Origin of the sequence: Aureimonas endophytica, from assembly GCF_014642635.1 — a bacterium.
Lineage (GTDB): Bacteria > Pseudomonadota > Alphaproteobacteria > Rhizobiales > Rhizobiaceae > Plantimonas > Plantimonas endophytica.
Map to the genome: position 1 here is coordinate 296,840 of NZ_BMIQ01000006.1, position 23,288 is coordinate 320,127.

At 70.0% G+C, this 23,288-nt stretch carries 22 protein-coding genes, 1 pseudogene, 1 CRISPR repeat array and 1 riboswitch; of the genes and pseudogenes, 6 read left to right on the plus strand and 17 right to left on the minus strand.

Features of this window, described 5'->3' with window-relative positions; all coding sequences use genetic code 11:
• Nucleotides 1-4 precede the first annotated feature (4 nt).
• The 5 genes from IEY14_RS18950 to IEY14_RS18970 are packed head-to-tail and all read right to left on the minus strand — an operon-like array spanning nt 5 to nt 5,065.
• Complete coding sequence (locus IEY14_RS18950) at nt 5-1,105, minus strand: ABC transporter ATP-binding protein (RefSeq protein ID WP_188911315.1); 1,101 nt, start codon at nt 1,103-1,105, stop codon at nt 5-7.
• Nucleotides 1,106-1,144: 39 nt separating this feature from the next.
• Nucleotides 1,145-1,966 carry a sugar phosphate isomerase/epimerase family protein gene (locus IEY14_RS18955; protein WP_188911317.1) on the minus strand — a complete coding sequence of 274 codons (822 nt, stop codon included), beginning with the start codon at nt 1,964-1,966 and terminating at the stop codon, nt 1,145-1,147.
• A 2-nt stretch (nt 1,967-1,968) separates the two neighbouring features.
• Nucleotides 1,969-2,805: a carbohydrate ABC transporter permease gene (locus IEY14_RS18960; protein WP_188911319.1), complete on the minus strand. Its 837-nt coding sequence runs from the start codon at nt 2,803-2,805 to the stop codon at nt 1,969-1,971.
• Nucleotides 2,802-3,731 (minus strand): carbohydrate ABC transporter permease, encoded by a 930-nt coding sequence (locus tag IEY14_RS18965; RefSeq protein WP_188911321.1) that lies wholly within the window; start codon nt 3,729-3,731, stop codon nt 2,802-2,804. Before IEY14_RS18965 ends, IEY14_RS18960 begins: the two co-directional genes overlap by 4 nt.
• Nucleotides 3,728-5,065 carry an ABC transporter substrate-binding protein gene (locus tag IEY14_RS18970; protein ID WP_188911324.1) on the minus strand — a complete coding sequence of 446 codons (1,338 nt, stop codon included), beginning with the start codon at nt 5,063-5,065 and terminating at the stop codon, nt 3,728-3,730. The genes IEY14_RS18965 and IEY14_RS18970 overlap by 4 nt, the downstream gene beginning before the upstream one ends.
• A 189-nt stretch (nt 5,066-5,254) precedes the next feature.
• Between IEY14_RS18970 and IEY14_RS18975 the strand changes: the two genes are divergently transcribed.
• Entirely contained in the window at nt 5,255-6,406 is a 1,152-nt protein-coding gene (locus tag IEY14_RS18975) for a Gfo/Idh/MocA family protein (protein WP_373289011.1), read from the plus strand.
• On the plus strand, nt 6,403-7,368 hold the full coding sequence (locus IEY14_RS18980; RefSeq protein ID WP_188911328.1) for an alpha/beta hydrolase: 966 nt from the start codon (nt 6,403-6,405) through the stop codon (nt 7,366-7,368). Before IEY14_RS18975 ends, IEY14_RS18980 begins: the two co-directional genes overlap by 4 nt.
• A gap of 121 nt (nt 7,369-7,489) precedes the next feature.
• Here IEY14_RS18980 and IEY14_RS18985 read toward each other — a convergent pair whose 3' ends face one another.
• Nucleotides 7,490-8,518 (minus strand): LacI family DNA-binding transcriptional regulator, encoded by a 1,029-nt coding sequence (locus tag IEY14_RS18985; RefSeq protein ID WP_188911330.1) that lies wholly within the window; start codon nt 8,516-8,518, stop codon nt 7,490-7,492.
• Between the two features lie 267 nt (nt 8,519-8,785).
• On the opposite strand from IEY14_RS18985, the gene IEY14_RS18990 reads away from it, so the two are divergent.
• A complete protein-coding gene (locus tag IEY14_RS18990; RefSeq protein WP_188911332.1) occupies nt 8,786-10,615 on the plus strand; it encodes a TRAP transporter large permease in 1,830 nt (609 codons plus the stop codon).
• Here IEY14_RS18990 and IEY14_RS18995 read toward each other — a convergent pair whose 3' ends face one another.
• The 9 genes from IEY14_RS18995 to IEY14_RS19035 form a co-directional block, all read right to left on the minus strand.
• Nucleotides 10,616-11,593 (minus strand): TRAP transporter substrate-binding protein, encoded by a 978-nt coding sequence (locus IEY14_RS18995; protein ID WP_188911334.1) that lies wholly within the window; start codon nt 11,591-11,593, stop codon nt 10,616-10,618.
• Nucleotides 11,590-12,270 carry a thiaminase II gene (gene tenA / locus IEY14_RS19000; RefSeq protein ID WP_188911336.1) on the minus strand — a complete coding sequence of 227 codons (681 nt, stop codon included), beginning with the start codon at nt 12,268-12,270 and terminating at the stop codon, nt 11,590-11,592. Before tenA ends, IEY14_RS18995 begins: the two co-directional genes overlap by 4 nt.
• Nucleotides 12,267-13,067, minus strand: coding sequence for a bifunctional hydroxymethylpyrimidine kinase/phosphomethylpyrimidine kinase (gene thiD, locus IEY14_RS19005; protein ID WP_188911339.1), 801 nt, complete (start codon nt 13,065-13,067; stop codon nt 12,267-12,269). The genes tenA and thiD overlap by 4 nt, the downstream gene beginning before the upstream one ends.
• On the minus strand, nt 13,064-13,723 hold the full coding sequence (thiE, locus tag IEY14_RS19010) for a thiamine phosphate synthase (protein ID WP_188911341.1): 660 nt from the start codon (nt 13,721-13,723) through the stop codon (nt 13,064-13,066). Before thiE ends, thiD begins: the two co-directional genes overlap by 4 nt.
• Nucleotides 13,710-14,447 carry a hydroxyethylthiazole kinase gene (locus IEY14_RS19015; protein WP_188911343.1) on the minus strand — a complete coding sequence of 246 codons (738 nt, stop codon included), beginning with the start codon at nt 14,445-14,447 and terminating at the stop codon, nt 13,710-13,712. Before IEY14_RS19015 ends, thiE begins: the two co-directional genes overlap by 14 nt.
• Nucleotides 14,444-15,391, minus strand: a complete 948-nt coding sequence (locus tag IEY14_RS19020; RefSeq protein WP_188911345.1) for an ABC transporter substrate-binding protein — start codon at nt 15,389-15,391, stop codon at nt 14,444-14,446. Before IEY14_RS19020 ends, IEY14_RS19015 begins: the two co-directional genes overlap by 4 nt.
• A 20-nt stretch (nt 15,392-15,411) precedes the next feature.
• Nucleotides 15,412-16,179 (minus strand): ABC transporter permease, encoded by a 768-nt coding sequence (locus tag IEY14_RS19025; protein WP_188911452.1) that lies wholly within the window; start codon nt 16,177-16,179, stop codon nt 15,412-15,414.
• Between the two features lie 98 nt (nt 16,180-16,277).
• Nucleotides 16,278-16,383, minus strand: a riboswitch (TPP riboswitch).
• A gap of 93 nt (nt 16,384-16,476) precedes the next feature.
• The gene (locus IEY14_RS19030; protein ID WP_188911347.1) at nt 16,477-17,172 is read right to left on the minus strand and encodes a dihydrofolate reductase family protein; all 696 of its coding nucleotides are present in this window, start codon (nt 17,170-17,172) and stop codon (nt 16,477-16,479) included.
• 153 nt (nt 17,173-17,325) lie between these two features.
• On the minus strand, nt 17,326-17,763 hold the full coding sequence (locus IEY14_RS19035; protein WP_188911349.1) for a gamma-glutamylcyclotransferase family protein: 438 nt from the start codon (nt 17,761-17,763) through the stop codon (nt 17,326-17,328).
• A gap of 342 nt (nt 17,764-18,105) precedes the next feature.
• Nucleotides 18,106-18,466: direct repeats of the CRISPR family, unit length 32 nt; unit sequence GTTTCGACCCACGCCCCCGCGTGGAGGGCGAC.
• 144 nt (nt 18,467-18,610) lie between these two features.
• Here IEY14_RS19035 and IEY14_RS26190 point away from each other — a divergent pair.
• Nucleotides 18,611-18,742: a hypothetical protein gene (locus IEY14_RS26190; RefSeq protein ID WP_280515055.1), complete on the plus strand. Its 132-nt coding sequence runs from the start codon at nt 18,611-18,613 to the stop codon at nt 18,740-18,742.
• Between the two features lie 458 nt (nt 18,743-19,200).
• On the opposite strand, the pseudogene IEY14_RS26320 reads toward IEY14_RS26190, so the two are convergent.
• Nucleotides 19,201-20,043, minus strand: a pseudogene (locus IEY14_RS26320) (CRISPR-associated endonuclease Cas3''); the annotation flags it as partial.
• On the opposite strand from IEY14_RS26320, the gene IEY14_RS19045 reads away from it, so the two are divergent.
• Nucleotides 20,012-22,081, plus strand: coding sequence for a carbon starvation CstA family protein (locus IEY14_RS19045; RefSeq protein WP_280515056.1), 2,070 nt, complete (start codon nt 20,012-20,014; stop codon nt 22,079-22,081). The pseudogene IEY14_RS26320 and the gene IEY14_RS19045 sit on opposite strands and share 32 nt — an antisense overlap.
• The gene (locus IEY14_RS19050; protein WP_188911351.1) at nt 22,065-22,274 is read left to right on the plus strand and encodes a YbdD/YjiX family protein; all 210 of its coding nucleotides are present in this window, start codon (nt 22,065-22,067) and stop codon (nt 22,272-22,274) included. Before IEY14_RS19045 ends, IEY14_RS19050 begins: the two co-directional genes overlap by 17 nt.
• Before the next feature lie 25 nt (nt 22,275-22,299).
• On the opposite strand, the gene IEY14_RS19055 is transcribed toward IEY14_RS19050, so the two are convergent.
• Nucleotides 22,300-23,247: an NAD(P)H-binding protein gene (locus IEY14_RS19055; RefSeq protein WP_188911353.1), complete on the minus strand. Its 948-nt coding sequence runs from the start codon at nt 23,245-23,247 to the stop codon at nt 22,300-22,302.
• Nucleotides 23,248-23,288: the final 41 nt, after the last annotated feature.

Sequence of the window (23,288 nt, forward strand, 5' to 3'; positions counted from 1 at the left end):
GCCGTCAGGCGGCCTCGCGCACGGCCACGCGGCGGAGCGCGCGCCCCGTCGCGTCGAAGACATGGCAGAGGGCGGGATCGACATCGAGGACAAGGCGCGCGCCGAGGCCCGTGCGGTCGTCGCCCTCGGCCTGGACGACGAGCATGCCGGCGCGGCCGAGATCGACATGGAGGATCGTCAGGCCGCCGAGATGCTCGATGATCGCCGCCTCGCCGGTGAAGGGGCCAGCGGCGGCGGGCTTCAGATGTTCCGGCCGGATGCCGAGCCGCGCCGTCTCGCCGGGGCGCAGGCCGGAACCGTCCACCGGCACCGTCAGGCCGCGCCCGTTGCCGAGCGCGAAGCGGAGGCCCTGCCGGTCGGCCGCCTCGACGGGAAGGTCCAGCATGTTCATCTTCGGCGAGCCGATGAAGGTGGCGACGAAGCTGTTGGCCGGGTTGCGATAGAGCTCCATCGGCGAGCCGACCTGCTCGATATGGCCGCCGTTCAGCACGACGATCTTGTTCGCCATGGTCATGGCTTCCGTCTGGTCGTGGGTGACGTAGATCATCGTCGCCTTCAGCTGCTGGTGCAGGCGCATCAGCTCCAGCCGCATGTTGACGCGCAGCGCCGCGTCGAGATTGGACAAGGGCTCGTCGAACAGGAAGACCTTCGGATTGCGCACGATGGCGCGGCCGATGGCGACGCGCTGGCGCTGGCCGCCGGACAGTTCCTTCGGCCGACGGTCGAGAAGATGGGCGAGCTGCAACACGTCGGCCGCCGCCTTCACCTTGGCCGCGCGTTCGGCGGCGGCCATGCCGCCGATCTTCAGCGCGAAGCCCATGTTCTCCGCCACCGTCATATGCGGATAGAGCGCATAGGACTGGAAGACCATGGCGAGGCCGCGATCGGACGGATCGACCTCGTTGGCGCGCTGGCCGTCGATGACGAGATCGCCGGCGGTGATCTTCTCCAGCCCGGCGATCATGCGCAGAAGGGTCGACTTGCCGCAGCCGGACGGCCCGACGAAGACGACGAAGTCGCGATCCGCCACGTCGAGATCGATGCCCTTGATCACCTCGACGGCGCCGTAGTTCTTGCGCAGGCCCCGCAGCGTCAGTCCGGCCATGTGCCTCCCCTTCCCTTCGTCGCGTCGCGTCGCGTCGGCTCAGGCGCCGAGGCCGCGCATGGTCTCGCGGTTGCGGCGCACCGCCGCCGCCGGGTCACTGGCCGCCGTGTCGGACTCCTCCTCCAGAACCAGCCAGCCGTTGAAGCGCGGCGCGGCGGCGACGAGCTCGATCACCGCCGCGTTCGGGCAGACGCCCTCGCCGAGCATCGCCCAGCGGCCTTCGGCGTCGACATCCTTCAGATGCAGGTAGCGGATGCGGTCGCGATAGGTGGCAAGCGTGTCGAGGATGTCGGGATGGCCGCGCAGGATATGGCCGGTATCCGGCACCCAGCCGACGAGATCGGCATCGAGCATGGCGAAGAGCCTGTCATAGTCCGGCCGGTCGAAGAGCAGCGTGTTGTGATGCGAGCTCGGATGGACCGCGACCTCGACGCCCGCCGCGCGCCCGATCTCGCCGGCGCGGTTGTAGATCTCGGCCGCGATGGCGAACTTGTCCTCGCGCGGCCCCTCGGAGACGACCGTCGCCGAGCCCATGGAGACGAGCGCGCCGGGAAAGCGGCCGGCGAAGTCGATCCAGCGCCGCACCCTGTCGAGATCGGCCTCGATCGCCTCCTTCAGCGTGTAGCCGCTCTTCGCGCCGCAGGCGAAGGAGACGAGCGTCAGGCCGTGCCCGGCGAGCGCCGCGGCGAAGGCGTCGGGGTCGTCAGCGTAGGCGCCGATCATCGTGTCGGTGATCTCGATGCCGGCATAGCCGCCGGCCGCGATCGCCGCGAGAAGATCGTCCGGCCCGCCCGTCCAGGCCAGGCCCAGCATTTCCCAGGTGAAGGTCTGGCAGCCGACCTTCAGCGCGTTCGCATGCATGCTCATTCCTTGACGCCCCCTTGCGTCAGCCCTTCGATGATGTGCCGCTGGAAGAAGAGAACCAGGATGATCAGGGGCACGGTCACCACGGCGGAGGCCGCGGCGATGTCGCCCCAGGGCACGTAATACTGGTTGGTGAAGTTCGCGATGCCGACCGGAATCGTCTGGCGGTTGATGTCGGAGGTGAAGGCCAGCGCGAAGAGGAACTCGTTCCAGGCGGTGATGAAGGCGAGAAGGCCGGTGGTGACGAGGCTCGGCAGCGACATCGGCAGGATGACGCGGAAGAGCAGGCCGAGCAGGCCGACGCCGTCCATCCGCGCCGCCTCGTCGATCTCGCGCGGCAGGGTCTCGAAATAGCCGAAGAGCACCCAGGTCACGAGCGGCAGGCCGAGCGCCAGATAGGTGATGACGAGGGCCGTATAGGTGTCCAGCAGGCCGAGATTGGAGGCGACGAGATAGAGCGGCCCGACGATGGCGATCTGCGGGAACATCGAGACCGACAGGATCACGACGAGGATGCCGAAGCGGCCCTTGATGTCGAGCCGCGACAGGGAGAAGGCCGCGAGCGAGCCGACGAGGAGGCAGAGCGCCGTCGTCGCCAGCGACACGACCAGCGAGTTCCAGACATAGCGGTGCAGCTGCTTGCCGACGAAGGCGTTGTAATAGTGCTCCAGCGTGAACGGGTCCGGCCAGAGACGCGGCGTCGCGGCGGTCAGCTCCCGGTCGAGCTGGAACGAGGTCGAGAACTGCCAGAGAAAGGGCGCGGCCGACCAGAAGAGGATCAGCACCGCCCCGACATAGAGGGCGAGGCTCTGGACGAGGGGGCGATCGCTCTTCATCCCGCCCTCCGGATCTGGCGCACGAGAAACAGGCAGAAGACGAGCGCGATGAGGCCCTCGGTGACGAACATCGCGGTCGAGACGGCCGAGCCGTAGCCGAAGGACAGCGTCGAGAAGAGCACCTTGTAGGACAGGGTCGACAGGGTTTCGGTGGAATCGGCCGGGCCGCCGCCCGTCAGCACATAGACGAGATCGAAGATGCGGAAGGCATCGAGCGCCCGGAACAGTCCGGCGATGAGCAGCGTCGGCATCAGCAGCGGCAGGCGGATATGCCAGAACACGGTCCAGGCCTTGGCGCCGTCCATGCGCGCCGCCTCGACCAGCGATTTCGGCACGGTCTGGAGCCCGGCGAGCAGGAGGAGCGCCATGAAGGGCGCGGTCTTCCAGACATCGGCGACGATGATCGTGGTGAGCGCGGTGTCGGGCGAGCCGTACCAGTTGACCTTCTGGTCGATCACGCCGAATTCGAGGAGAAGCCAGTTGACGATGCCGTGCTGCCCGTCGAACAGCCAGCCGAACATCTTGGACGTGACGACGGTCGGCATCGCCCAGGGCACCAGCATCGCGGCGCGCACGAAGCCGCGCCCGGTGAAGCCCTCGTAGAGGATCAGCGCCATGGCGAGGCCGATCAGCGTTTCCAGCGCCGTCGAGGCGAAGGTGAACCAGATCGTATGGCCCCAGGCGTTCCAGAACTGCGGATCGGCCCAGAGCTCGGCATAGTTCCGGAAGCCGACGAAATCCGATTCCTGCGTGATCAGCGAAGTGTTGGTCAGCGACAACCAGAGGCCGTTGAGGATCGGATAGAAGGAGACGGAGGCCAGCGAGACGAAGGCCGGCACGAGCAGAAGCCAGGGACCGAGGGCGCTGGACAGCGCCCTCGCGGCCGGTTTCGGCCGTTCCCCGGGGAGGACCGCGATGTCGGTCATCCGCCGACGATCGTGTTCACGCGATCGGCGACGGCGTCGAGTTCCTTCTTCACCTCGCCCGACAGGAGCGCCTTGGAGAGGCCGGACTGGAGCGCCAGCGTCACCTTGGCGTAGTCCGGCGTCACCGGGCGCGGCGTCGCGCCGGAGAAGACCGGCTCCAGCCCCGCCATGAACGGGTTCTCGGAGGCGATCTTCTGGTCCTTGTAGAGGGCGGGGCGCGTCGGCCCGAGGCCGAAATTGATGGCGATGCGGCGCTGCGTCTCGGCCGAGGACAGCCAGGTCAGGAAGTCGATCGCCGCCTCGCGCTTCTTGGAATTGGCGTTGACGCCGAGCTGGTAGCCGCCGAGGCAGGCCGAGGACTTGCCGCCGGCGAAGGCCGGCAGCGGCGCGACGCCCACCTTGCCGGCGATCTGCGAGACCTTCGCGTCCTGCGAGATCGGATAGGCATAGGACCAGTTGCGCATGAACATCGACTGGCCGGCGGTGAAGGGCTGGCGCGAGGGCTCCTCGTCCCAGGACAGGACGTCCTTCGGCGAGATCTTCGTCTTGTTGATCGTGTCGTGGAGGAACTGGATCGCCGCGACGCCTTCGGGGCTGTTGATCGTGCAGGACTTGCCGTCGGGGCTGAGGATCGCGCCCTTGTTCGAGCCGATCACCTCCACCGCGTCGCAGATCAGGACCTCGGCCTGCTTGCCCTGCCAGACATAGCCGAACTCGACCTCCTTCGCCTTCTGGGCGGCGCTCGCCATCTCGGTCAGCTCGTCCCAGGTCGTCGGCGCCTTGCCGCCATGCTTGTCGACCAGATCCTTGCGGTAATAGAGCATGCCCGTGTCGAGGAACCAGGGCAGCGCCGTCAGCTTGCCGCCATAGGTGCAGGCGGCGATCGTGCCGGGGAAATAGTCGCCGCGCTTGTCGGCCGGGAAATATTCGTCGAGCGGCAGCGCCCAGCCGGCGGCGGCGAAGCCGGCGATCCAGATCACGTCCTGGCTGAAGACGTCCGGCGTGCCGGTGCGGCGGGCGAGCTGCTGGACGAGGCCCTGATAGACCTCGGTCGAGGAGCTGGGCGGCGGCAGGTTGATATAGGTGACCTTCACCCGGTCCTGCGCCTCGTTATAGGCCTTGGCGAGATCGCCGAAGGTCTCGCTGCCGAAGAAGGCGGCGCTGGCGAAGGAGATCTCCGCCCGCTCCTGCGCCCGCACCCGTCGCGTGCCGAGGCCGACGGCCGCCGCGGCGCCGAGCGCCGCCGAGCCGAGCAGGAATGCGCGGCGATCGGCCAGCGTCACATGGCCGACGATCCTCGGGTTCCGGCCGGACCCGTTCCTCATATCCGTCATGGTCATCCTCCCCAGGCCGGCAGCCTCCCCGCCGCCTTTTGCCTTCGCGCAGGTTTCCGAAAATCTTGTCGCGCGTCAAGCTTCAAAATGCTTTAGATGGGCGGTCGGAGGCGGCGCGGAGCGAGGCGCCCTTCGGGCGGAGAGGCCGGCCGGCAGGGTCGGCCGCTGGGAATCCGGGTGGGGGAAAGAATGGGCAGGATCGGCATCGGCGTCGTCGGCTGCGGCAATATCGCGATGACCTACATGCGCAACGCGGCGCTCTTCGGCGGCATCGAACTCAAGGGCTGCGCCGATCTTTCGGCCGAGATGGCGGCGACGCGGGCGCGCGAATACGGCATCCGCGCCATGAGCGTCGACGAGCTCTACGCGTCGCCGGAGATCGACCTCGTCCTCAACCTGACGATCCCCGCCGCCCATTACGACGTGACCATGTCGGCGCTCTCGGCCGGCAAGCATGTCTTCACCGAGAAGCCGCTCGGCGTGACGGCGGCGGAAGGGCGCAAGATCGTCGCGGAGGCGAAGGCGCGCGGCTTGAGGCTCGGATCGGCGCCCGACACGTTTCTCGGCGCCGCCGGGCGCCGCGCCCGCCGCCTGATGGACGAGGGTGCGATCGGCAAGCCGGTCGCCGGCACGGCCTTCATGCTGGGCCGGGGCATGGAGCACTGGCACCCGAACCCGCAATTCTACTACCAGCCGGGCGGCGGCCCGGTGCTCGACATGGGGCCCTACTATCTCACCATGCTCGTCAATCTGCTCGGGCCGGTGCGCCGCGTCATGGCGCTGGCGACGCGCGGCGAGGACGAGCGGCTGATCACGGCGGAAGGGCCGTTCCGGAACACGCGCTTCAAGGTGGGCACGCCGACCACCGTCCTGTCGCTCCTCGAATTCGCCTCCGGCGCGGCGGTGACCTTCGGCGCCTCCTGGGACGTCTTCCGCCATTCCAACCATCCGATCGAACTGCATGGCACGGAAGGCTCGCTGCGCCTGCCCGATCCCGACACGTTCGGCGGCACGGTCTCCTTGTCGGAGCGCGGCGCGGACTGGCGCGACTTCCCGAGCGAGGACGAACTCTACGGCGCGATCAACTGGCCCTATGCCGAGCCGAGCCGCGCCAATTACCGCATGCTCGGCGTCTGCGACCTCGTCCGCTCCATCGCGACGGGCGCGGCGCCCCGCGCCTCCGGCGATCTCGCGCTGCATGTCCTGGAAGTGATGGAGGCGGCGCTGCGCTCGGGCGAGACGGGCGAGGGTGTGGCGATCGCCGGCACGGCGGCGCAGCCCGCCCCGCTCGGCGAGGACGAGGCGCGCTCGCTCCTCGCCGAGGCGGAGCTCGCGGCATGACGGCGGCGATCGATCCCGGCGCCGCGCGCGTCCTCCAGCTCGGCGCCGAGGCCGGCGGCAAAGCCTTCGAGGAGGGAACGCCGGACGAGGCGCGCCGCGCCTATCGCGCCTCCTATCTCGTCCTCCAGGGCGAGAAGGAGCCCGTCGCCGCCATCGAGGCGCGGGTGATCGACGGGCCGCGCGGCCCCATTCCGGCGCGGCTCTATCGCGGCACCGGCGCGCCGGAGCGCGACGCCCCTGCCCTTCTCTATGTCCATGGCGGCGGCTGGGTGATCGGCGATCTCGATTCGCATGACGACATCTGCCGCTGGTTCGCCAATCTCGGGCAATGCGTCGTTCTCTGCCCGGACTACCGCCTCGCGCCGGAACATCCCTTTCCGACGGCTCTCGACGACTGTCTCGCGGCGCTGCGCTTCCTCGGGGCGGCGACGGAGGAGCTCGGGATCGACCCCGCCCGGATCGCGGTCGCCGGCGATAGCGCCGGCGGCAATCTCGCCACCGTCCTCGCCCTGCATCACGGCCGGGACGGGTTGCCGCGCCTCGCCGCGCAGCTTCTCATCTATCCGAACACCGACGCGCGTCAGGGCGCCGACAGCTATCGCCGCTACGGCGAGGGCTACGGTCTCACCGCCCGGACCATGGCCTGGTTCCGCGACCACTATCTGACGACGCCGGAGGAGGCCGCCGACTGGCGCGTCTCGCCGCTCCTCGCCGACAATCTGGCGGAGGCGCCACCGGCCTTCGTGGCCCTGGCCGGTCTCGACATCCTGCATGACGAGGGCGACGCCTATGTCGAGCGGCTGCGGGCGGCCGGCGTCCCGCTCGCCGTCTCGCGCCTGCCGGACCAGATCCACGGCTTCGCTTCGGCCGGCCGCTTCATCCCGCAGGCCCGCGAACTGATCGTCGAGGCGGTGGCGGCCTGGCGCCGGTTCGAGGCTTACGAACAGCCGCCGATCGAATGAGATCGGGCCGACCGCGAGCGAGGGAGAAGAAAGGCCAAAGCTGCGTCATTTCTCCTTGAGGGCAAGATCAGAATAGTCGCAGACGATGGCGCGCGGCATCGCAGCGGCAGCCGCTGCTTCCTCAAGCCGACTGCCGCATCACGAGCCGCGCTTCGAGGATCACGCGGCTTTCGGTCGGCGTTTCGCCGTTGATCGCGGCGAAGAGGAGGCCGGTGCTTCGGCCGACCATGCCTTCGATGTCCTGCGCCATGGTGGTGAGCGCCGGGCAGGTGTAGCGGCTGAGGGGGTGGTCGTCGTGGCCGGCGATCCTCAGATCCGCCTTCCGGTCGCGGCCGATGCGCAGGCCCCGCGCGAAGGCGGCGGCCATGACGCCGAAGGCGATACGATCATTGGCGCAGAGAATGCTGCGCGGGAGCAGCCTGCCGGGCGCCAGGAGATCCTCCATCGCCTCGAAGCCGAAGCGCTCGAAATCCCAGGCCTTCCACCCTTCCGCCTGCGTGCCGAGGAAGCGCGGCTCGTGGCCGAGCTCCTCCATCGCGCGGGCATAGAGCGCGTGGCGCTCGCGCGAATTGTGGTTCACCGCCGGCATGTCGAAGAAGGCGGGCGGCTCGCCGGTGCGGCAGAGATAGTTGACGATGGTGGCGAGACTCTGCCGGTTGTCGTTGCCGACGAAGGGCGCCGGGAACTCCACCGCATTGTCGAAGAGGACGAGCGGGATCTCCTGCGCCAGCACCTCCATCATGTGGTCGCCGCGCGGCGTGCCGAGCGAGCCGGCGAGGACGCCGGCCACCTTCTGCGCCAGGAAGACCTCGAAGGCGCGCGCCTCCAGCTCCGCCGAGCCCTGCGAGGACATGACCAGCGGCCAGTAGCCCTCCGCCATGCAGCGCGTCTCGATCTGGCTGACGATCTCGGCATAGAAGGGATCGGTGAGCGAGGGCACGAGCAGGCCGATCGTGCGCGTGCGCTTGCGGTTGAGATTGCGCGCGAAGGGGTTCGGCCGATAGTCGGAGAGGCGCAGCGCCGCCTCGATGCGCTCGCGGGTCGAGCGCCGCACGCTGTCGGGATCGTCGAAATATTTCGAAAGGGTCGGACGCGAGATGCCGCTCGCCCGCGCCAGATCGTCCATCGTGCGATGCCGCTGCCGCGCCACCGACACGGGCTCCGTTTCGGACTCTCCGTCAAAAGCCCGCGCCATGACCGCTCTTCGCCTTCCGCTCCATGCCTTTCCTTCTGGCAAAGAACCGTGCGGATGAAAAGATTTCGGCTTTACGCGCGTAAAGGATTTCGGCGTTTCGCACCGGTTTCACCCGTGTTCCCTTGACGCGGGGCGCCCCGGCGCGCAGAGCCGGCGCCGATCGGACGCCCCGCTTTCGGCAGGCGGCCGCCCCTTTCCCGTCTCGCGAAGGTTCGCCGAAGGATGACCATGGCGGAGGAGCGTTTCGATCGTGCCACGGCGCCCTCGACGCGGCTGAGAAGCGCGCGCCGGATCCGCCATGTCCTCGGCGCCGCCTGCGGCGCGGTCATCGCCCTTCTCCTTGTCGAAGTCCTCGTCTCCGTCGCCATGCGCTACCTGTTCGGCAGCGCCCTGTTCGGCGCGGACGAGGCGGCGCTCTGGCTGTTCCAGCTCCTCGTCGCGCTTGGCTGCCCGCTCGCCGTGGAGGGAGCGCTGGCGATGCGCTTCGACTTCGTCACGGAACGCCTGCCGCCCGCCGGCCGCCGCCTCGCGGCGCTGGTCGCGGACGCCTTCGTGCTCGCCGCCGCCGCGACGCTCCTTGGCGGCGGCGCGCTGGCGGCGCGGGCGATCGGCGGCCTGTCGCCCGCGCTCGGCCTGCCCGAATGGCTGCGGCCGGCACTGATGGCGGCGGGCGGCGCGACGACCCTTCTCCTTCTCGTCCTGGAACGCTCGGCCGCCGGCCGCTTGCCGCGCCTTCTCGCCTCGGCGCTCATGGTTGCGGGGATGGCCGGTCTCGCCTTCGGCCTCGGCCCGTCGGCCGGGCTCGCCCCGAGCCTCGCGGCGGGGCTGCTGGCGCTTCTCGGCCTTCTCGCCGGGGCGCCGCTGCCGCATCTCCTCCTCGCTTCGGCCGCCTTCGCCGATGGTTTCGGCGGCGCCCTGCCGCCGCCGGCGCTCGTCGCCACCACCCTGTCCGGCGTCGCGAAGTTCCTGCTCCTCGCCGTGCCCTTCTTTCTCCTCGTCGGCAGCCTGCTCTCGGATTCCGGCGCCGCCGGTGCGCTGGTGCGCTTCGCGGCCGCGCTGGTCGGTCACCGTCGCGGCGGCCTCGCCCAGACGACGCTTCTGACGAGCGTCCTCTTCTCGGGCGCCTCCGGCTCCTCCATCGCCAATGCCGCCTTCGGCGCCCGCACCTTCGCGCCGCAGCTCGCCGCGCGCGGCTATGCCCCGGCGGAGGCCGCCGCCATCGTCGCCGCGACCTCGACGCTCGACAATGTCATTCCGCCCTCGATCGCCTTCCTGCTGCTCGCCGCCGCGACGGACCTGCCGATCGGCCGGCTGCTCGCCCTCGGCTTCGTCGCCGGCGGCGTGATGGCGGCGATGCTCGCCGTCGCCATCGCGCTGCGGGCGCGCGAGGGCGACCGCCAGCCGCGCGCCGATGCGGGGGAGCGCCGCGCCGCGTTTCTCGGCGCGCTGCCGGCCTTCGGTCTCGGCGCGATCGTCGTCGCCGGCATCCGCTTCGGCATCGTCACGGTGACGGAAGCCGCGGCGCTCGCCGCCGGCTACACGCTGCTCCTCGCCCTTGGCGGGCGCATCGGCTGGCGGGCGCTCGGCGAGGCCTTCACGGAGGCCGGCACGGGGGCGGCGGCGATCGGCCTCCTCATCGGCGCCTCGGCCCCCTTCGCCTTTCTTCTCGCGGTGGACGACGCGGCGGGGGCCGCGGGGGCGCTCGCCTCGAGCTTCGGCGACGGCGCCTGGCAGGTGCTCCTCGCCGCCAATCTGGTGCTGCTCGTCGCCGGCCTCGTTCTCGATATCGGCGTCGCGATCCTGCTCCTCGGGCCGATCCTCGTGCCGGTCGTCGCGGCGGCGGGGATCGATCCGGTGCATTTCGGCGTGCTCCTGGTCGTCAATCTGATGACGCACGGGCTGATGCCGCCGATCGGCATCCTGATCTATGTTGTGGCGGCGGTGACGAAGCTGCCGCCCGCCGCCCTGTTCCGCGCCGTCCTGCCCTATCTCGGCGCGCTTCTCGTGGCGCTGCTCATCCTCTCGGTCGGCGCCCTGCTCGTCGCGGCCTGATCAGGCCGCCGCGATCGCCTCGATCCGGTCCAGGCCGCCGACCGCGCCGGCGAAGGCCGGCCAGACGCTCCGCCCGATCCGCTGCCATTCGCCGAGATCCTCCGGCTGGACGAGACTGCCGCCGGCCTCCTGCGCCTTCCGCATCGCCGCCGCCGCGTCCGTTTCGACGAGATCGTCGAAATAGGTCGCGCCCTCCGTCACCGCCGCCGCCAGCGCGGCGCGCTTCTCGGCTTCGAGACCGTCCCAGAAGGGGGCCGAGAAGGCCGCGACGCCGGAGGCCCAGATATGGCGCGTCTCGGTCGTCACCGGCACCACCTCGTAGAGGCGGAAGCCGGCATAGGCCGACTTGGTGAAGTCCATCATGTCGACGACGCCGTTCTGGAGGGCGTTGTAGGTCTCGGGGATGGGAATGGCGGTCGGATAGGCGCCGAAGGCCTGCCAGAGCGCCGCGTGGACCGGGCTCTGCAACACGCGGATGCGATGGCCGCGCACCGCTTCCGGCCGCAGCATCGGCGCCTTGGCGATGAGGTTGCGCGCCCCGTAATTGACGAAGGCGGGCACGGCGAAGCGCTCGGCCGCCAGCCGCGCCTTGATCACCGTGCCGAGATCGCCGGAGACGACCCGCTTCAGATGGGCGGGATCGCGGAACAGGAAGGGCAGGTCGAGGATCTGCGTGTCCGGGGCCCAGGCCGAGAGCGAGGCGACGGTGAGAAGGCTCGCCTGGATCGAGCCGAGCCGCAGGCCCTCCGCCACCTCGCGCTCGGCGCCGAGCGCGGCATTGGGCACGATGTTGAAGGCGAAGGCGCCGGGCAGCGCCGCCTCGACCTTTTCGGCGACATGGCGCCAGATCAGCGTTTCCGGCTTGTCGCGGCCGAGCAGCGAGGCGACGGTGAGCCGCGTCGCGGCGCGGGCCGGACGGGCGATCGCCGGCATGGCGAGAAGGCCGAGACCGGCGAGAACGGTGCGGCGCGTGGTCATGGTTCGTCCTTTGCTGCGGCGTCGAGCGCCATCTGCCAGAAGCCCGCCTCGAGATCGCAGGCCTTGGCGAAGAGCCGTTCCAGTTGGCGAAGGCGCGGGGGCGATAGCGCGCCCTCGGCGAGGCGGCCGAGCTCGGCCCGCGCTGCCTCCGCCACGGCCTGATAGGCCTCGCCGGCATAGTCCTCGACCCAGGCGCCCTGCGGATGGCCCGGCCGAGCCCGTACCTCCAACGCGATCCGCGCCGCGATCTCGGCATAGCCGAGGACGCAAGGGGCGAGCGCGACGCGCAGGTCGAGAAGATCGCCCGCCATGCCGGCATCGAGCACGAAGCGCGTATAGGCGACGGTCGCCGCATGTTCCGGCGCGCTTTCGAGATCGGCTGGCGTCAGGCCCCATTCGGCGGCGAGCCGCACATGGAGGCCAAGCTCGACATCGAGGATCGCGGCGAGCGCGCTCTTCGAGGCCCGCATCTCGGCCAGCGTCCGCCCCTTGTAGACGGCGAGCGCCTGGGCCCGGGCGAACTGGATCAGGAACAGATAGTCCTGCGCCAGATAGAAGCGGAAGGCCGCGTTCGGCAGCCGCCCGGCCGCGAGGCGCCGGACGAAATCGTGCTCGACATAGGCCTGCCAGTGCGGGTGCGCCGCCTCCTTCAGCCGCGCGAAGAGATCGGCGCTCATGCCGGCCACCAGCCATGGAAATGATGGACCGGGCCACGCCCGGATCCGACCTTCAAAGCCTCCGCCGCCCGCAGCGCGGCGGTGAGATAGGCCTTGGCCTCGCCGACCGCCGCCTCGAGGCCGAGCCCCTTGGCAAGGCCCGCCGCGATCGCCGCCGAGAGCGTACAGCCGGTGCCGTGGTCATGCGTCGTCGCAAGGCGCGGCGCCTCGAAGCGCAGGAGCCTGTCGCCGTCGAAGAGAAGATCGGTGCTCGTCGCGCCCCGGCCGTGGCCGCCCTTCATCAGGACGGCTTTCGGCCCGGCTTCCAGAATGCGTTCGGCCTGGAGGCGCATCGCCGCCTCGTCCTCGGCCAGCGGCAGATCCGAAAGGATCGCGGCCTCCGGCAGGTTGGGCGTCACGAGATCGGCGAGCGGCAGGAGCTCGCTGCGCAGCGCCGCCACCGCGTCGGCGCGCAGCAGCCGGTCGCCCGAGGTCGCCACCATGACGGGATCGAGCACGGCGCGGCGCCCGTGGCGCCGCAGCCCGTCCGCGATGGCCCGCGCCGTCTCGGCCCGCGAGACCATGCCGATCTTGATCGCGCCGACGGCGAGATCGGACAAGACCGCATCGATCTGCGCGCCGACCATCGCCGGCGACAGGTCCTCGACCAAAGTGACGCCGCGCGTGTTCTGCGCCGTGACGGCAGTGATCGCGCTGGCGCCGAAGACGCCGAGCGCGGAGAAGGTCTTCAGATCCGCCTGGATGCCGGCACCGCCTCCGCTGTCGGACCCGGCGATGGTGAGCGCGATCGCCGTCATGCCGCGCGCTCCTTGAATGCCGCATCCACGGCGGCGCGCAGGTCCCTCGCCCGGCCCGCGACGTCGTCCGCGCCGAACAGGGCGGAGATGACCGCGACGCCGTCCGCCCCCGCCGCGATCACCGGCGCCACGCGGGCGAGATCGATGCCGGCGATGGCGCCGACCGGCAGATGGGGTGCGAGATCCCGCAGCCGGGCGCGCAATTCGGAGAGACCGACGAGGCCGACCGGCGGATCGGGATTGACCTTGGACAGGGTCTCGAAGACGCCGCCGATACAGGCATAGTCGACGGGCGCCCGGCCCGCTTCCGCCGCGTCCGCGGCGTTCTTGACGGTGAGGCCGAGAATCGCGCCGGGGCCGAGAAGCGCGCGGGCATCCGCCGCCCGCATGTCCTCGCGCCCGAGATGGACGCCCGCCGCGCCGCCGGCCAGCGCGACGTCCAGCCGGTCGTTGATCAGAAGCGGCACGCCGCTGCCGGCGAGCGCCGCGCCGATCGCCCGGGCGCATTCGACCATCTGCCGGGTGCCGGCCTGCTTGTCGCGATATTGCACGAGCGTCGCACCGCCCGCGACCGCCCGCCGGGCGAGTTCCGGCAGGCGCTCGCGGCCGAGCGCGGCATCGACGAGCGCGTAAAGGCGAAGGTCAGGCACCGGCATGATCGATCCTCAGAGATTGGTGGAGATCGGCGGGTTCGAGCAGGGCCAGCGCATCGAGCAGCTCGACGGCGAAGCTGCCGGGGCCGCGCGCCCGTTCCGCCGCCCGCTCGGCGGCGATGCCGAGGACCGCGAGCCCCGCCGCCCCGGCGGCCAGCGGGTCCGCCTCCACGGCCGCGAAGCCGGCGACGAGCGCGCCGGCGAGACAGCCCGTGCCCGTCACCGCCGCGAGCCAGGGATGGCCGTTGTGTAGGGTGAGCGCCCGATCCCCGAGGCGCAGGCGATCCGCCGCGCCGGTCTCGATCATCGCGGTTTCGTCCAGCGCCTCGATCACGGCTCGCTCCGCCTCGTTCGCCTTCACGATCGTCGGCCGCTCCGCGAGAAGCTTCCGGGCGAAGGCGAGCCGCACCGCCGAGACGTCGCATTTCACCGGATCGAGCACCCAAGGCCGGCCCGCCGCGCGCGCCGCCTGGACGCCCGTCTCCGTCGCCTGCCGCCGCTCCGCCGTCAGCGTGCCGAGATTGACGAGCAGCGCATCGGCGCGGGCGGCGAATTCCGCCACCTCTTCCGGGCTCGACGTCATGGAGGGCACGGCGCCGAGCGCCGTCAGCCCATCGGCGACGCGCTCCTGCACCACCGTGTTGAGCAGGCAGTGGACGCGGGGCTTCCGCGCCCGCAGCCGGGCGAGGAGATCCGCGAGGCGCGCGGCGTCGATCGCACCGTTCATCGCGGCAGCGCCACGGCGATGTCGGCGAGCACCGGCACCGCCGGGATCAGGCCGGACTCCTTCATGAAGGCGCCGAAGCGCTCGTAGCGCCCGGCATCCAGCGCCGCCGGCCGCTTGGCGAGACGCGGTAGCGTATCGCGCCAGGCCTGCCGGTTCAGCTCGTCGTCGAGATCGGGATGGGCCTTCACGAACATGGCCCAGGCCTCGTCCGGATGGTTGGTGATGAACAGCGCCGCCTCTTCCACCGCCGCGAGGAAGCGCGGCAGGCGGGCATCGCCGAGGAGATCCTTGCGGGTGACGAAGATCAGCTCGTCATAGGCCGGCACGCCGTGCTCCTCGGGATAGAAGGCGCGGCCCTCGTGCCCGGCGAGACGCATCTGCGTCAGCTCGAAGTTGCGGAAGCCCCCGACATTGGCCTCGACGCTGCCGGCGATCAGCGAGGGCGACAGCGAGAAATTGACGTTGATCAGCTCGACATCGGTCTTCTTCAGCCCGGCGCTTTCGAGAATCCGGCCGAGCATCGCATCCTCGAAGCCCGAGACCGAATAGCCGACGCGCTTGCCCTTGAGGTCGGCCAGCGTCTTGATCGGCCCGTCGGCGAGAACGGTGATCGTGTTGAGCGGCGTTTCCACCAGCGTGCCGAAGCGCACCAGCGGCAGGCCGGCGGCGACATCGAGATAGAGGTTCGGCTGGTAATGCACCGCGACATCCGCCTGGCCCGCCGCGACGAGGCGCGGCGGCGCCGAGGGATCGGCCGGCGGGATCAGCTCCACGTCGAGCCCTTGCTTGGCGAAGAGGCCCATTTCCTGGGCAACGACCAGCGGCGCGTGGTCCGGGTTCACGAACCATTCGAGCAGCACGGACAGTTTCTCGGCGGCGCCCGCCGGCGCGGTGGTCGCAAGGCTGGCAAGAACCAGGCCGGCGGCGAAAAGAAGTCTCAGCATCGGACCATTCTTCGGGTGGGTTATCGGGTTTCGGGCGCCCAGGGCGCGAGGCGCCGCCCCAGCGCATCGGCGAGGACCCGCAGGAGAAGCGTGACGGTGGCGAGGATCGCGAGCGCCGCGAAGACGAGGTCGGTCTGCATCCGGGCATTGGCCTGGAGCATCACGAAGCCGAGCCCGCCGGAAGCGCCGACCCATTCGCCGATGACGGCGCCGAGCGGGGCGAGCGGCGCGGCGACGCGCAGGCCCGTGACGAGCGCGGGCAGCGCCAGCGGCACCCGCACGTGCCAGAGCGCCTGGAAGGGCGTCGCCTCGGTGAGCGCGGTCGCGTCGAGAAGATCGGGATCGGTGCGCCGCAGCCCGTCCGCGAAGGCGGAGGCGACGGGAAAGAAGATGATCAGCGCCGCCATCGTCACCTTCGAGGCAAGGCCGAAGCCGAACCAGAGGACGAGAAGCGGGGCGAGCGCGAAGACCGGCATGGCCTGGATCACCAGGAGCAGCGGCCAGACCAGCGACCCGAAGCGCGGCAGCGCCACGGTGGCGAGCGCGAGGAGAAGGCCCGCCCCCGCGCCGCAGCCGAGCCCGAGGGCGATCTCGACCAGCGTCGTGCCGGTTTCGCGCAGCAGGAAGGCATGCCGCGCCAGCAAGGTGGCCGCGACATCGAGCGGCGACGGCAGCATGAAGCGCGGCGGCCGGACGACGAGGATGGCGGCCTGCCAGAGAAGGAGCACGGCGAGGACCGCGCGGCCGGTGCGGCCGACGACCTGGAACGCCGGCGCGAGGCCCCGCATGCCCCGCGCGGCAAGGCCCGCCCGACGCGGCACCCGGCCGGTGGCGATGCGACGATCGCCCGCGAGACGGCGCGACACCGCCGAAAGAGTTGGAAAGCCAGCCACCCGATTCCCGTTCCTACGCCGGCATGACCCGGTTCAGGTTCAAGGGTACTGGCTCGCCGCCATCTCAGCCCGGAAAGAAGGGCGCCCCTCGGAATGGAGACATGCTTTAACCGCCGCCGCGGCCAAGTCAACGGTCGGCGCCTGCCGAAACGCGGCCGCCGATTGCGCCGCGCCGCCGCGGCCCGCCGGGCGTCAGGCGTTTTCCAGGCGGTAGCGAAGGCATATCGCGCCGCCTTCCAGCACCTCGCTCCTTTCCAGCCGCATGGCGGCGAGCGGGGCCGGCGCGCCCGCCTCGTCCTCCGGCGAATCGAAAAGACTCGGCGCGCCCTTCGAGCCGTCGACGGCCGGACAGACGACGAGATTGAGCTCGTCGATCAAGCCCGCGCGCAGGAACGAGCCGTTGAGACCGCCGCCGCCTTCGAGAAGCAGCCGCTCGATGCCGAGCTCGCGGTTCAGCTTGTCCAGAAGCAGGGCGAAGTCGATCCGGTCCTTGCCGGCGAAGACATAGGAGACGCCGTCGGCCCGAAGGCCCGCCAGATGCGCGTCGGAGACCTTTTCCGTCAGCGCCACGACGATCGGATCGCCGCCGATCTCGGCCCGGCCCCAGGCGATCTTGCCCTCGGCATCGATCACGACGCCATAGGTCTCCGCCTCGCGGTCGAGAATATGGTCCGCCCGCTCGAAGCGCTCGCCCGTCTGCGGCGGATAGCTCGCCGCCTTGGCGAATTCCTGGCCGGTGACGCGCCCGACGATCCAGGCATCGCCGCCGAGCTCGTCATGCAGCTTTTCGAAGAGCTTCGAGGACTCGATGCCTTGCGGGCGCCAGCGGTCGCCGAGAATGCGGCCGTCGACACTGGTGAGCATGTGGCAGATGACATGAGGCTTCATGAAAGGATCGCTCTGGACAAAGACGGGCGGCGGCACGGGTGCGCCGCGACACAACCCGCGCCCTGCCCGCCGCGTTCCTCGACAGCGGTGCCGGTGAGACTTCGTTAGGGTTTGCGTGTTTTGATAGCGATCAGGCGCCGGGACGTGTTGCGTTCAGTCCCGGTGCTTCGCCAAACCGGCGCGATCGAGAAGGGTCTCGTCCCAGCCGAAATCGCGATAGCCCCCCGCGATGACCGAGAGATAGGCCGGCACCGGCGGGCGATAGCCCTCTTCCAGCATCCGATAGGAAAAGGCCGCGATCGGGCTCCGCCCTTCGCCCTCCTCGCGTGGCACGAGTTCGACATCGACATCGACGGGGCGATAGAGGCCGCGCTCCACCTCCTCGTAGCGGTCGAGCGCCGCGCGGCAGGCGGGTGTGACGCGCCAGAGCCCGCCCGGCACGCATTCCCCTGGCGCCGGCTCGATGTCGGCGAAGCCCCGGAAGACGAGCCGGTAGCCGACGAGCCGCGCCGGCCCGACCAGCCCCGCCGCCGGGCAGAGCGCCGAAAAATGCCGGCGGCAGAGATTGGAGCCATAGGCGAAATAGAACATGCGAGGATCGCTTCCGGCAGGAAAACGGGACACGCCTCGCTTAGTGACAAATCACCGGCCGAGCCAGACGGCGGAAACACGGCTGAGACGCCGCGTCGCCGCTCGGCATGGAAAGCCGGGCTTCGCGACGGATGGATTTCTCCAAGCGAAACATGCCCTCGCGTGGGGCGGCGACGCAGGTCCTCAACCTTGGCGATCTGCCCGGCGAGTTTGGCTCCACGCCCCGCGTGGAGGGCGACGATCTCCTCCAGCATCGGCACGAGCTTCAGGACGCTGTTTCGACCCACACCCCCCGCGTGGAGGGCGACAGACGCCGGGCGGAAACTATCTGCCGTTCTCGCAGTTTCGACCCACGCCCCCGCGTGGAGGGCCACAGGTGCGTTGCACTGCTTGGCCGCTGCCATTCTGGTTTCGACCCACGCCCCCGCGTGGAGGGCGACGGAAGCGCAGGCGTGGGTCCGCGACAACGCCGAGTTTCGACCCACGCCCCCGCGTGGAGGGCGACCCACGACGTCGATCACCGACGTCTTCTTCGTCCAGTTTCGACCCACGCCCCCGCGTGGAGGGCGACCCGTCGCCTACGGCCCGACGATCAACGCTTGCGAGTTTCGACCCACGCCCCCGCGTGGAGGGCGACCCGGCAAGGCGAGGTAAACCCGGTCGCCCTTATTGTTTCGACCCACGCCCCCGCGTGGAGGGCGACGAGCGTCGACTTCCCGTTCTTCTTGGAGATGCAGAGGTTTCGACCCACGCCCCGTCCAGAATGACGATGCTATTGGCGATATTGTGCAATTTGCGCGTCCGCGACGTGCGGGAGGCGAACAGGCTCTCGAAAAGCTGGACGTGGGTGGTCACCACGACGGGAGCCGCCCAGTCCTCCATGGCGAGGCGCATCTTATCCTTCGTCGCCCAGCGGCTGTCGGCCTCGACACTGGAAGAAGCCTGCGGCTTTTCCTCCTCGGTCTCGAAGCCGGAATGATGTTCCAAGACGAGATCCTCGCCCAGCACCTCGCGGAACACGGCCGCCGTCTGCTCGGTGACGGAGGTGAAGGGGATGGCGGTGATGATGCGGCGGAAGCGCTCCGCGCCGGCCGCCGCGTTGTGGAAGGCGGCATGGTCGAGGGCGAAGCCGAGCGAGGCCAGCGTCTTGCCGCCGCCGGTCGGCACGTTCAGCGTGAAGAGGCCGGGCGGCATCGCGGCCTTGGCCCGCACATGCGCGAGGATGCGGGCGCGCAGGACGGCGAGCTCGCCCTCCGGCTCGCCGAAGCCGGCGATCTTCGCCCCGAAGCCGTCCCGGAAGGCCGGCAGGCAGGCGGCGAGGCTCGGCCAGTCGCGATCCGGCTCCGGGCCGCCGCCGGTCAGGACATTGAAACGTTCCGTCGCCTTGCGGTCGGCATCGACCAGGGCGCTGAACAGCATGCGGCCGAGCAGGGCCAGCTGGAACGGGAAGAAATCCCGCTGCGGCGACAGGCGGAAGCCTTGCGGAAACAGATCCGTCAGGTCGAGCGGCAACACCATGCGCCAGGCGGGATCGAGCCGTTCGACGAGACTGTAGCCCGCGACGCGGGCCGCAAGATTGGCCTCGTCCGCGCCGCGATGGTCCGGCAGGCCGGCATGGTGACCGGCCACCACCGATGCCATCAGCTGCGCCATGACCCCGTCCTTGTGCCGGCTGGACATGGTGAGCGCGCTTTCGGCTTCCGCCATCAGCAGGGCAGCGCCGGCCGTCGAATGGTCGACCCGGATCCTGTCATCCGTCAGCCGTAGCTGAAACCTCGGATCGAACTTGCCGAGATCGTGCAGCAGCCCGACGAGACAGGCCGCCTTGGCGAGGCCGAAAGAACGGGCGAAACGCTCGGCGAAGATCGCGACGGCCGCCAGATGATCAGGAAGAAATTCCCAGTCGGCCTTATCTTGCCGCTCGGTCGAATGGGCGTAGAACGGCGGAACGGTCTTGCCTTCAGACATGACGAACCTTTCTCGCCGCGTGTCGACGGTTTCCGTAGGGAGACCGATTCCCTCCATGGTTGCAAGTCGCGTCGAGCGTGGCGGCAGCGACGCCTGTGCCAAGGTCCCCGATCCGCGCCCCCGCCGCCGGCCATGCCCCGCCCCGCTGTCGCCCCTCGGCACGACGGCCTTCCGCCTTTTCAGGATGCACGCCAGACGAGAATGGCGCATCCTCGGCCTGACGGGCAGCGAGTCGCCGGCGGGAGGCCGCCGGCGAACGAGAATACGGGGGAGGTAAGGCATGACGCTCGTAAGGGCGAAGGCGCAGCCCATGCGGCTGCTGGCATGGGGCGGCGTCGCGCTGCTCGGCGCGGCGGCGCTCGGCACGGTCGCGCTGGCGCGCGGCGAAACGATCAACGCGCTCTGGATCGTCACGGCGGCGGTCTGCACCTATCTCGTCGCCTATCGTTTCTACGGCCTGTTCATCGCCCGCCGGGTCCTCGCGGTCGATCCGAAGCGGCCGACGCCGGCGGTGCGGCGCAATGACGGGCTGGACTACGTGCCGACCAACCGCAACGTGCTCTTCGGCCATCATTTCGCGGCGATCGCCGGGGCGGGTCCTCTGGTCGGGCCGGTGCTGGCGGCGCAGATGGGCTATCTGCCCGGCACGCTCTGGCTGCTCGTCGGCGCCGTCTTCGCCGGCGCGGTGCAGGATTTCCTGATCCTCTTCTTCTCCACCCGGCGCGACGCGCGTTCGCTCGGCGACATGGTGCGCAGCGAGATGGGGCGGGTGCCCGGCACGATCGCCCTCGTCGGCGTGCTGATGATCATGGTCATCATTCTCGCCGTCCTCGCCCTCGTCGTCGTGAAAGCGCTGGCCGGCAGTCCCTGGGGCACGTTCACGGTGATCGCCACCATGCCGATCGCCGTCTTCATGGGCCTCTATGGCCGCTATGTCCGGCCCGGCCGCATCGGCGAGGTCTCGGCCATCGGCTTCGTGCTGCTGATGCTCGCCATCGTGCTCGGCCAGCCGGTGGCCCATTCCGCGACGCTCGCGCCGCTCTTCACCTATCGCGGCGAGACCCTGGCGCTGCTCCTCATGGCCTATGGCTTCGTCGCCTCGGTCATCCCGGTCTGGCTGCTGCTGGCGCCGCGCGACTATCTCTCGACCTTCCTGAAGATCGGCACGATCATCGGCCTCGCGCTCGGCATCCTCATCGTGCGGCCGGATCTGCAGATGCCGGCCCTCACCCGCTTCGTCGACGGCACGGGCCCGGCCTTTTCCGGCGCGCTCTTTCCCTTCCTCTTCATCACCATCGCCTGCGGCGCCGTCTCCGGCTTCCACTCGCTGATCGCCAGCGGCACGACGCCGAAGATGGTGGAGAACGAGAACGACCTCTGCCTCATCGGTTACGGCGCGATGCTGACGGAAAGCTTCGTCGCCATCATGGCGCTGATCGCGGCCTGCGTGCTCCAGCCCGGCATCTATTTCGCCATGAACAGCCCGGCGGCGCTGATCGGCACGACGAGCGTGGAGGCGGCGGCGAAGATCGCGAGTTGGGGCTTCGCCGTCACGCCGGATCTTCTCGACCAGATGGCGCGCGATGTCGGCGAGGCGACGATCCTGTCGCGGGCCGGCGGCGCCCCGACGCTCGCGGTCGGCATGGCCCATATCCTCAGCCAGGTGATCGGCGGCCAGACGATGATGGCCTTCTGGTATCACTTCGCCATCCTGTTCGAGGCGCTGTTCATCCTGACCACGGTCGATGCCGGCACGCGCGTCGCCCGCTTCATGATCCAGGATCTCATGGGCGCCTTCGTGCCGGCGATGAAGGAAACGCAGAAGCTCGGCCCCAGTCTCGCGGCGACGGCGCTGGCCGTCGCGGCCTGGGGCTATTTCCTCTACAAGGGCGTGACGGATCCGCTCGGCGGCATCAACACGCTCTGGCCGCTCTTCGGCATCTCCAATCAGATGCTGGCGGCGATCGCCCTCATCCTCGCGACGGTGCTGCTCTTCAAGATGAAGCGCCAGCGATATGCCTTCGTCACCATCCTGCCGACGGCCTGGCTCCTGATCTGCACCCTGACGGCGGGCGTTCAGAAGATGTTCCACCCGAATGCGAAGATCGGCTTCCTCGCCCATGCCGAGACGTTCCGCGCCGCGCTCGCCGAAGGGCAACTGCTCGCCCCCGCCAAGACGCCGGCCGAGATGGGGCAGATCGTCTTCAACGACTATGTCGACGCCGCGCTCTGCGCCTTCTTCATGATCGTGATCGTCGCGATGCTGTTCTACGCCGCCACCGCCATCCGCGCGGCACTGGCCAGCGAGCGGCCGAGCACCAAGGAGGTCTATGATGGCGTTCCTGTGTAAGGCGGTGGAGGTGATCGACGCGATCGCCCGCACGGGCAATCTGATGGTCGGCGTGCCGGACTACGACACCTACGTCCGGCATCACGAGGCGCAGCATCCCGGCGAGCCGGTGATGAGTCTCGCCGAATTCCATCGGAACCGCCTGGAACACCGCTATGGCGGCGGCCCGAACCGGATCGCCCGCTGCTGCTGAACCGGGCAGCGACGCCACCCCGCCGTCAGGCGGCGGCGAGCGCTTCGGCGACGGCCGTTTCCAGGGGCGTGCGCGGCTCCTCGCCGATCAGCTCGACCAGCCGGCGATTGTCGAAGGCCAGCGCGTGCCGCCAGAAGGGCCGCACCTCCATCACCTCGCGCGGGAAGCCGCCGAAGGGCGCCAGAAGCCGCATGAGCCACCAGGGAAAGCGGCGCTCGGGAAGGTCCGGCCGGTTCACCGCCCGCCGGATCGCCGCCGCCATCTGCCGGCCGTCGCCGTCCCAGATGCCGGCGAACTGCACCCGCTCCGCCGGCTGCAGGTGGCCGGACGGCAGTTCGAGCAGCCGCGCCATCGCCTCCGCCAGATCCGGGAGATAGGCCCAGGCATGGCCGATCCCCGGGCGGCCGGGATTGAGGATGCGTGTCAGCGGCGTCTTGGCGAGGCTCTGGGCGAACCAACTCTGCCGCACGCCGGGACCGAAGAAGTCGCCCGCCCGGACGACGAGGCTCGGCACGTCCGGCGCCGCCGCCAGGAGACGCCGTTCGAGCTCGACACGGATCGCGCCCTTGCGGCTGGCGGGTTCCTGCGGCGCCGTCTCGTCCACGAGGGACAAGGCGGCGGGGTCGTAATTGTACACTGTGCCGGGCAGGAGGATCCGCGCGCCGCCGGCGCTTCTCGCGGCGGCGATCGTGTTGTCGATCATCGGCAGGACCAGTCGGTCCCAATCGCTGTAGCCGGGCGGATTCACGCCATGCAGGATGACGGAGGCGCCGGCGGCGGCCTCGCTCACGTCGTCCCGCCGCATCGCGTCGCCGCGCCGCCAGTCCGGTCCGGGCGCGGCGCCCCAGGCGGCGGCGGCCTTCACCGGATCGCGCGCCAGCGCCCGCACCGTCCAGCCGCGCCGCAAAAGGACACGCGCGACGGCGCCGCCGACGCCGCCCGTCGCGCCGAGAATGAGGATCGTCTTCGTCATCGCGCCTCTCCTTGACGTTTCGACGAGAGATGCGCCCGGAT

Bases quoted from the DNA above. Each gene is read 5' to 3' on its own strand.
- IEY14_RS18950 (WP_188911315.1), bottom strand. From the start codon at position 1,105: ATGGCCGGACTGACGCTGCGGGGCCTGCGCAAGAACTACGGCGCCGTC.
- IEY14_RS18955 (WP_188911317.1), bottom strand. From the start codon at position 1,966: ATGCATGCGAACGCGCTGAAGGTCGGCTGCCAGACCTTCACCTGGGAA.
- IEY14_RS18960 (WP_188911319.1), bottom strand. From the start codon at position 2,805: ATGAAGAGCGATCGCCCCCTCGTCCAGAGCCTCGCCCTCTATGTCGGG.
- IEY14_RS18965 (WP_188911321.1), bottom strand. From the start codon at position 3,731: ATGACCGACATCGCGGTCCTCCCCGGGGAACGGCCGAAACCGGCCGCG.
- IEY14_RS18970 (WP_188911324.1), bottom strand. From the start codon at position 5,065: ATGACGGATATGAGGAACGGGTCCGGCCGGAACCCGAGGATCGTCGGC.
- IEY14_RS18975 (WP_373289011.1), top strand. From the start codon at position 5,255: ATGGGCAGGATCGGCATCGGCGTCGTCGGCTGCGGCAATATCGCGATG.
- IEY14_RS18980 (WP_188911328.1), top strand. From the start codon at position 6,403: ATGACGGCGGCGATCGATCCCGGCGCCGCGCGCGTCCTCCAGCTCGGC.
- IEY14_RS18990 (WP_188911332.1), top strand. From the start codon at position 8,786: ATGACCATGGCGGAGGAGCGTTTCGATCGTGCCACGGCGCCCTCGACG.
- IEY14_RS18995 (WP_188911334.1), bottom strand. From the start codon at position 11,593: ATGACCACGCGCCGCACCGTTCTCGCCGGTCTCGGCCTTCTCGCCATG.
- tenA (WP_188911336.1), bottom strand. From the start codon at position 12,270: ATGAGCGCCGATCTCTTCGCGCGGCTGAAGGAGGCGGCGCACCCGCAC.
- thiD (WP_188911339.1), bottom strand. From the start codon at position 13,067: ATGACGGCGATCGCGCTCACCATCGCCGGGTCCGACAGCGGAGGCGGT.
- thiE (WP_188911341.1), bottom strand. From the start codon at position 13,723: ATGCCGGTGCCTGACCTTCGCCTTTACGCGCTCGTCGATGCCGCGCTC.
- IEY14_RS19015 (WP_188911343.1), bottom strand. From the start codon at position 14,447: ATGAACGGTGCGATCGACGCCGCGCGCCTCGCGGATCTCCTCGCCCGG.
- IEY14_RS19020 (WP_188911345.1), bottom strand. From the start codon at position 15,391: ATGCTGAGACTTCTTTTCGCCGCCGGCCTGGTTCTTGCCAGCCTTGCG.
- IEY14_RS19025 (WP_188911452.1), bottom strand. From the start codon at position 16,179: ATGCGGGGCCTCGCGCCGGCGTTCCAGGTCGTCGGCCGCACCGGCCGC.
- IEY14_RS19030 (WP_188911347.1), bottom strand. From the start codon at position 17,172: ATGAAGCCTCATGTCATCTGCCACATGCTCACCAGTGTCGACGGCCGC.
- IEY14_RS19035 (WP_188911349.1), bottom strand. From the start codon at position 17,763: ATGTTCTATTTCGCCTATGGCTCCAATCTCTGCCGCCGGCATTTTTCG.
- IEY14_RS19045 (WP_280515056.1), top strand. From the start codon at position 20,012: ATGACGCTCGTAAGGGCGAAGGCGCAGCCCATGCGGCTGCTGGCATGG.
- IEY14_RS19050 (WP_188911351.1), top strand. From the start codon at position 22,065: ATGGCGTTCCTGTGTAAGGCGGTGGAGGTGATCGACGCGATCGCCCGC.
- IEY14_RS19055 (WP_188911353.1), bottom strand. From the start codon at position 23,247: ATGACGAAGACGATCCTCATTCTCGGCGCGACGGGCGGCGTCGGCGGC.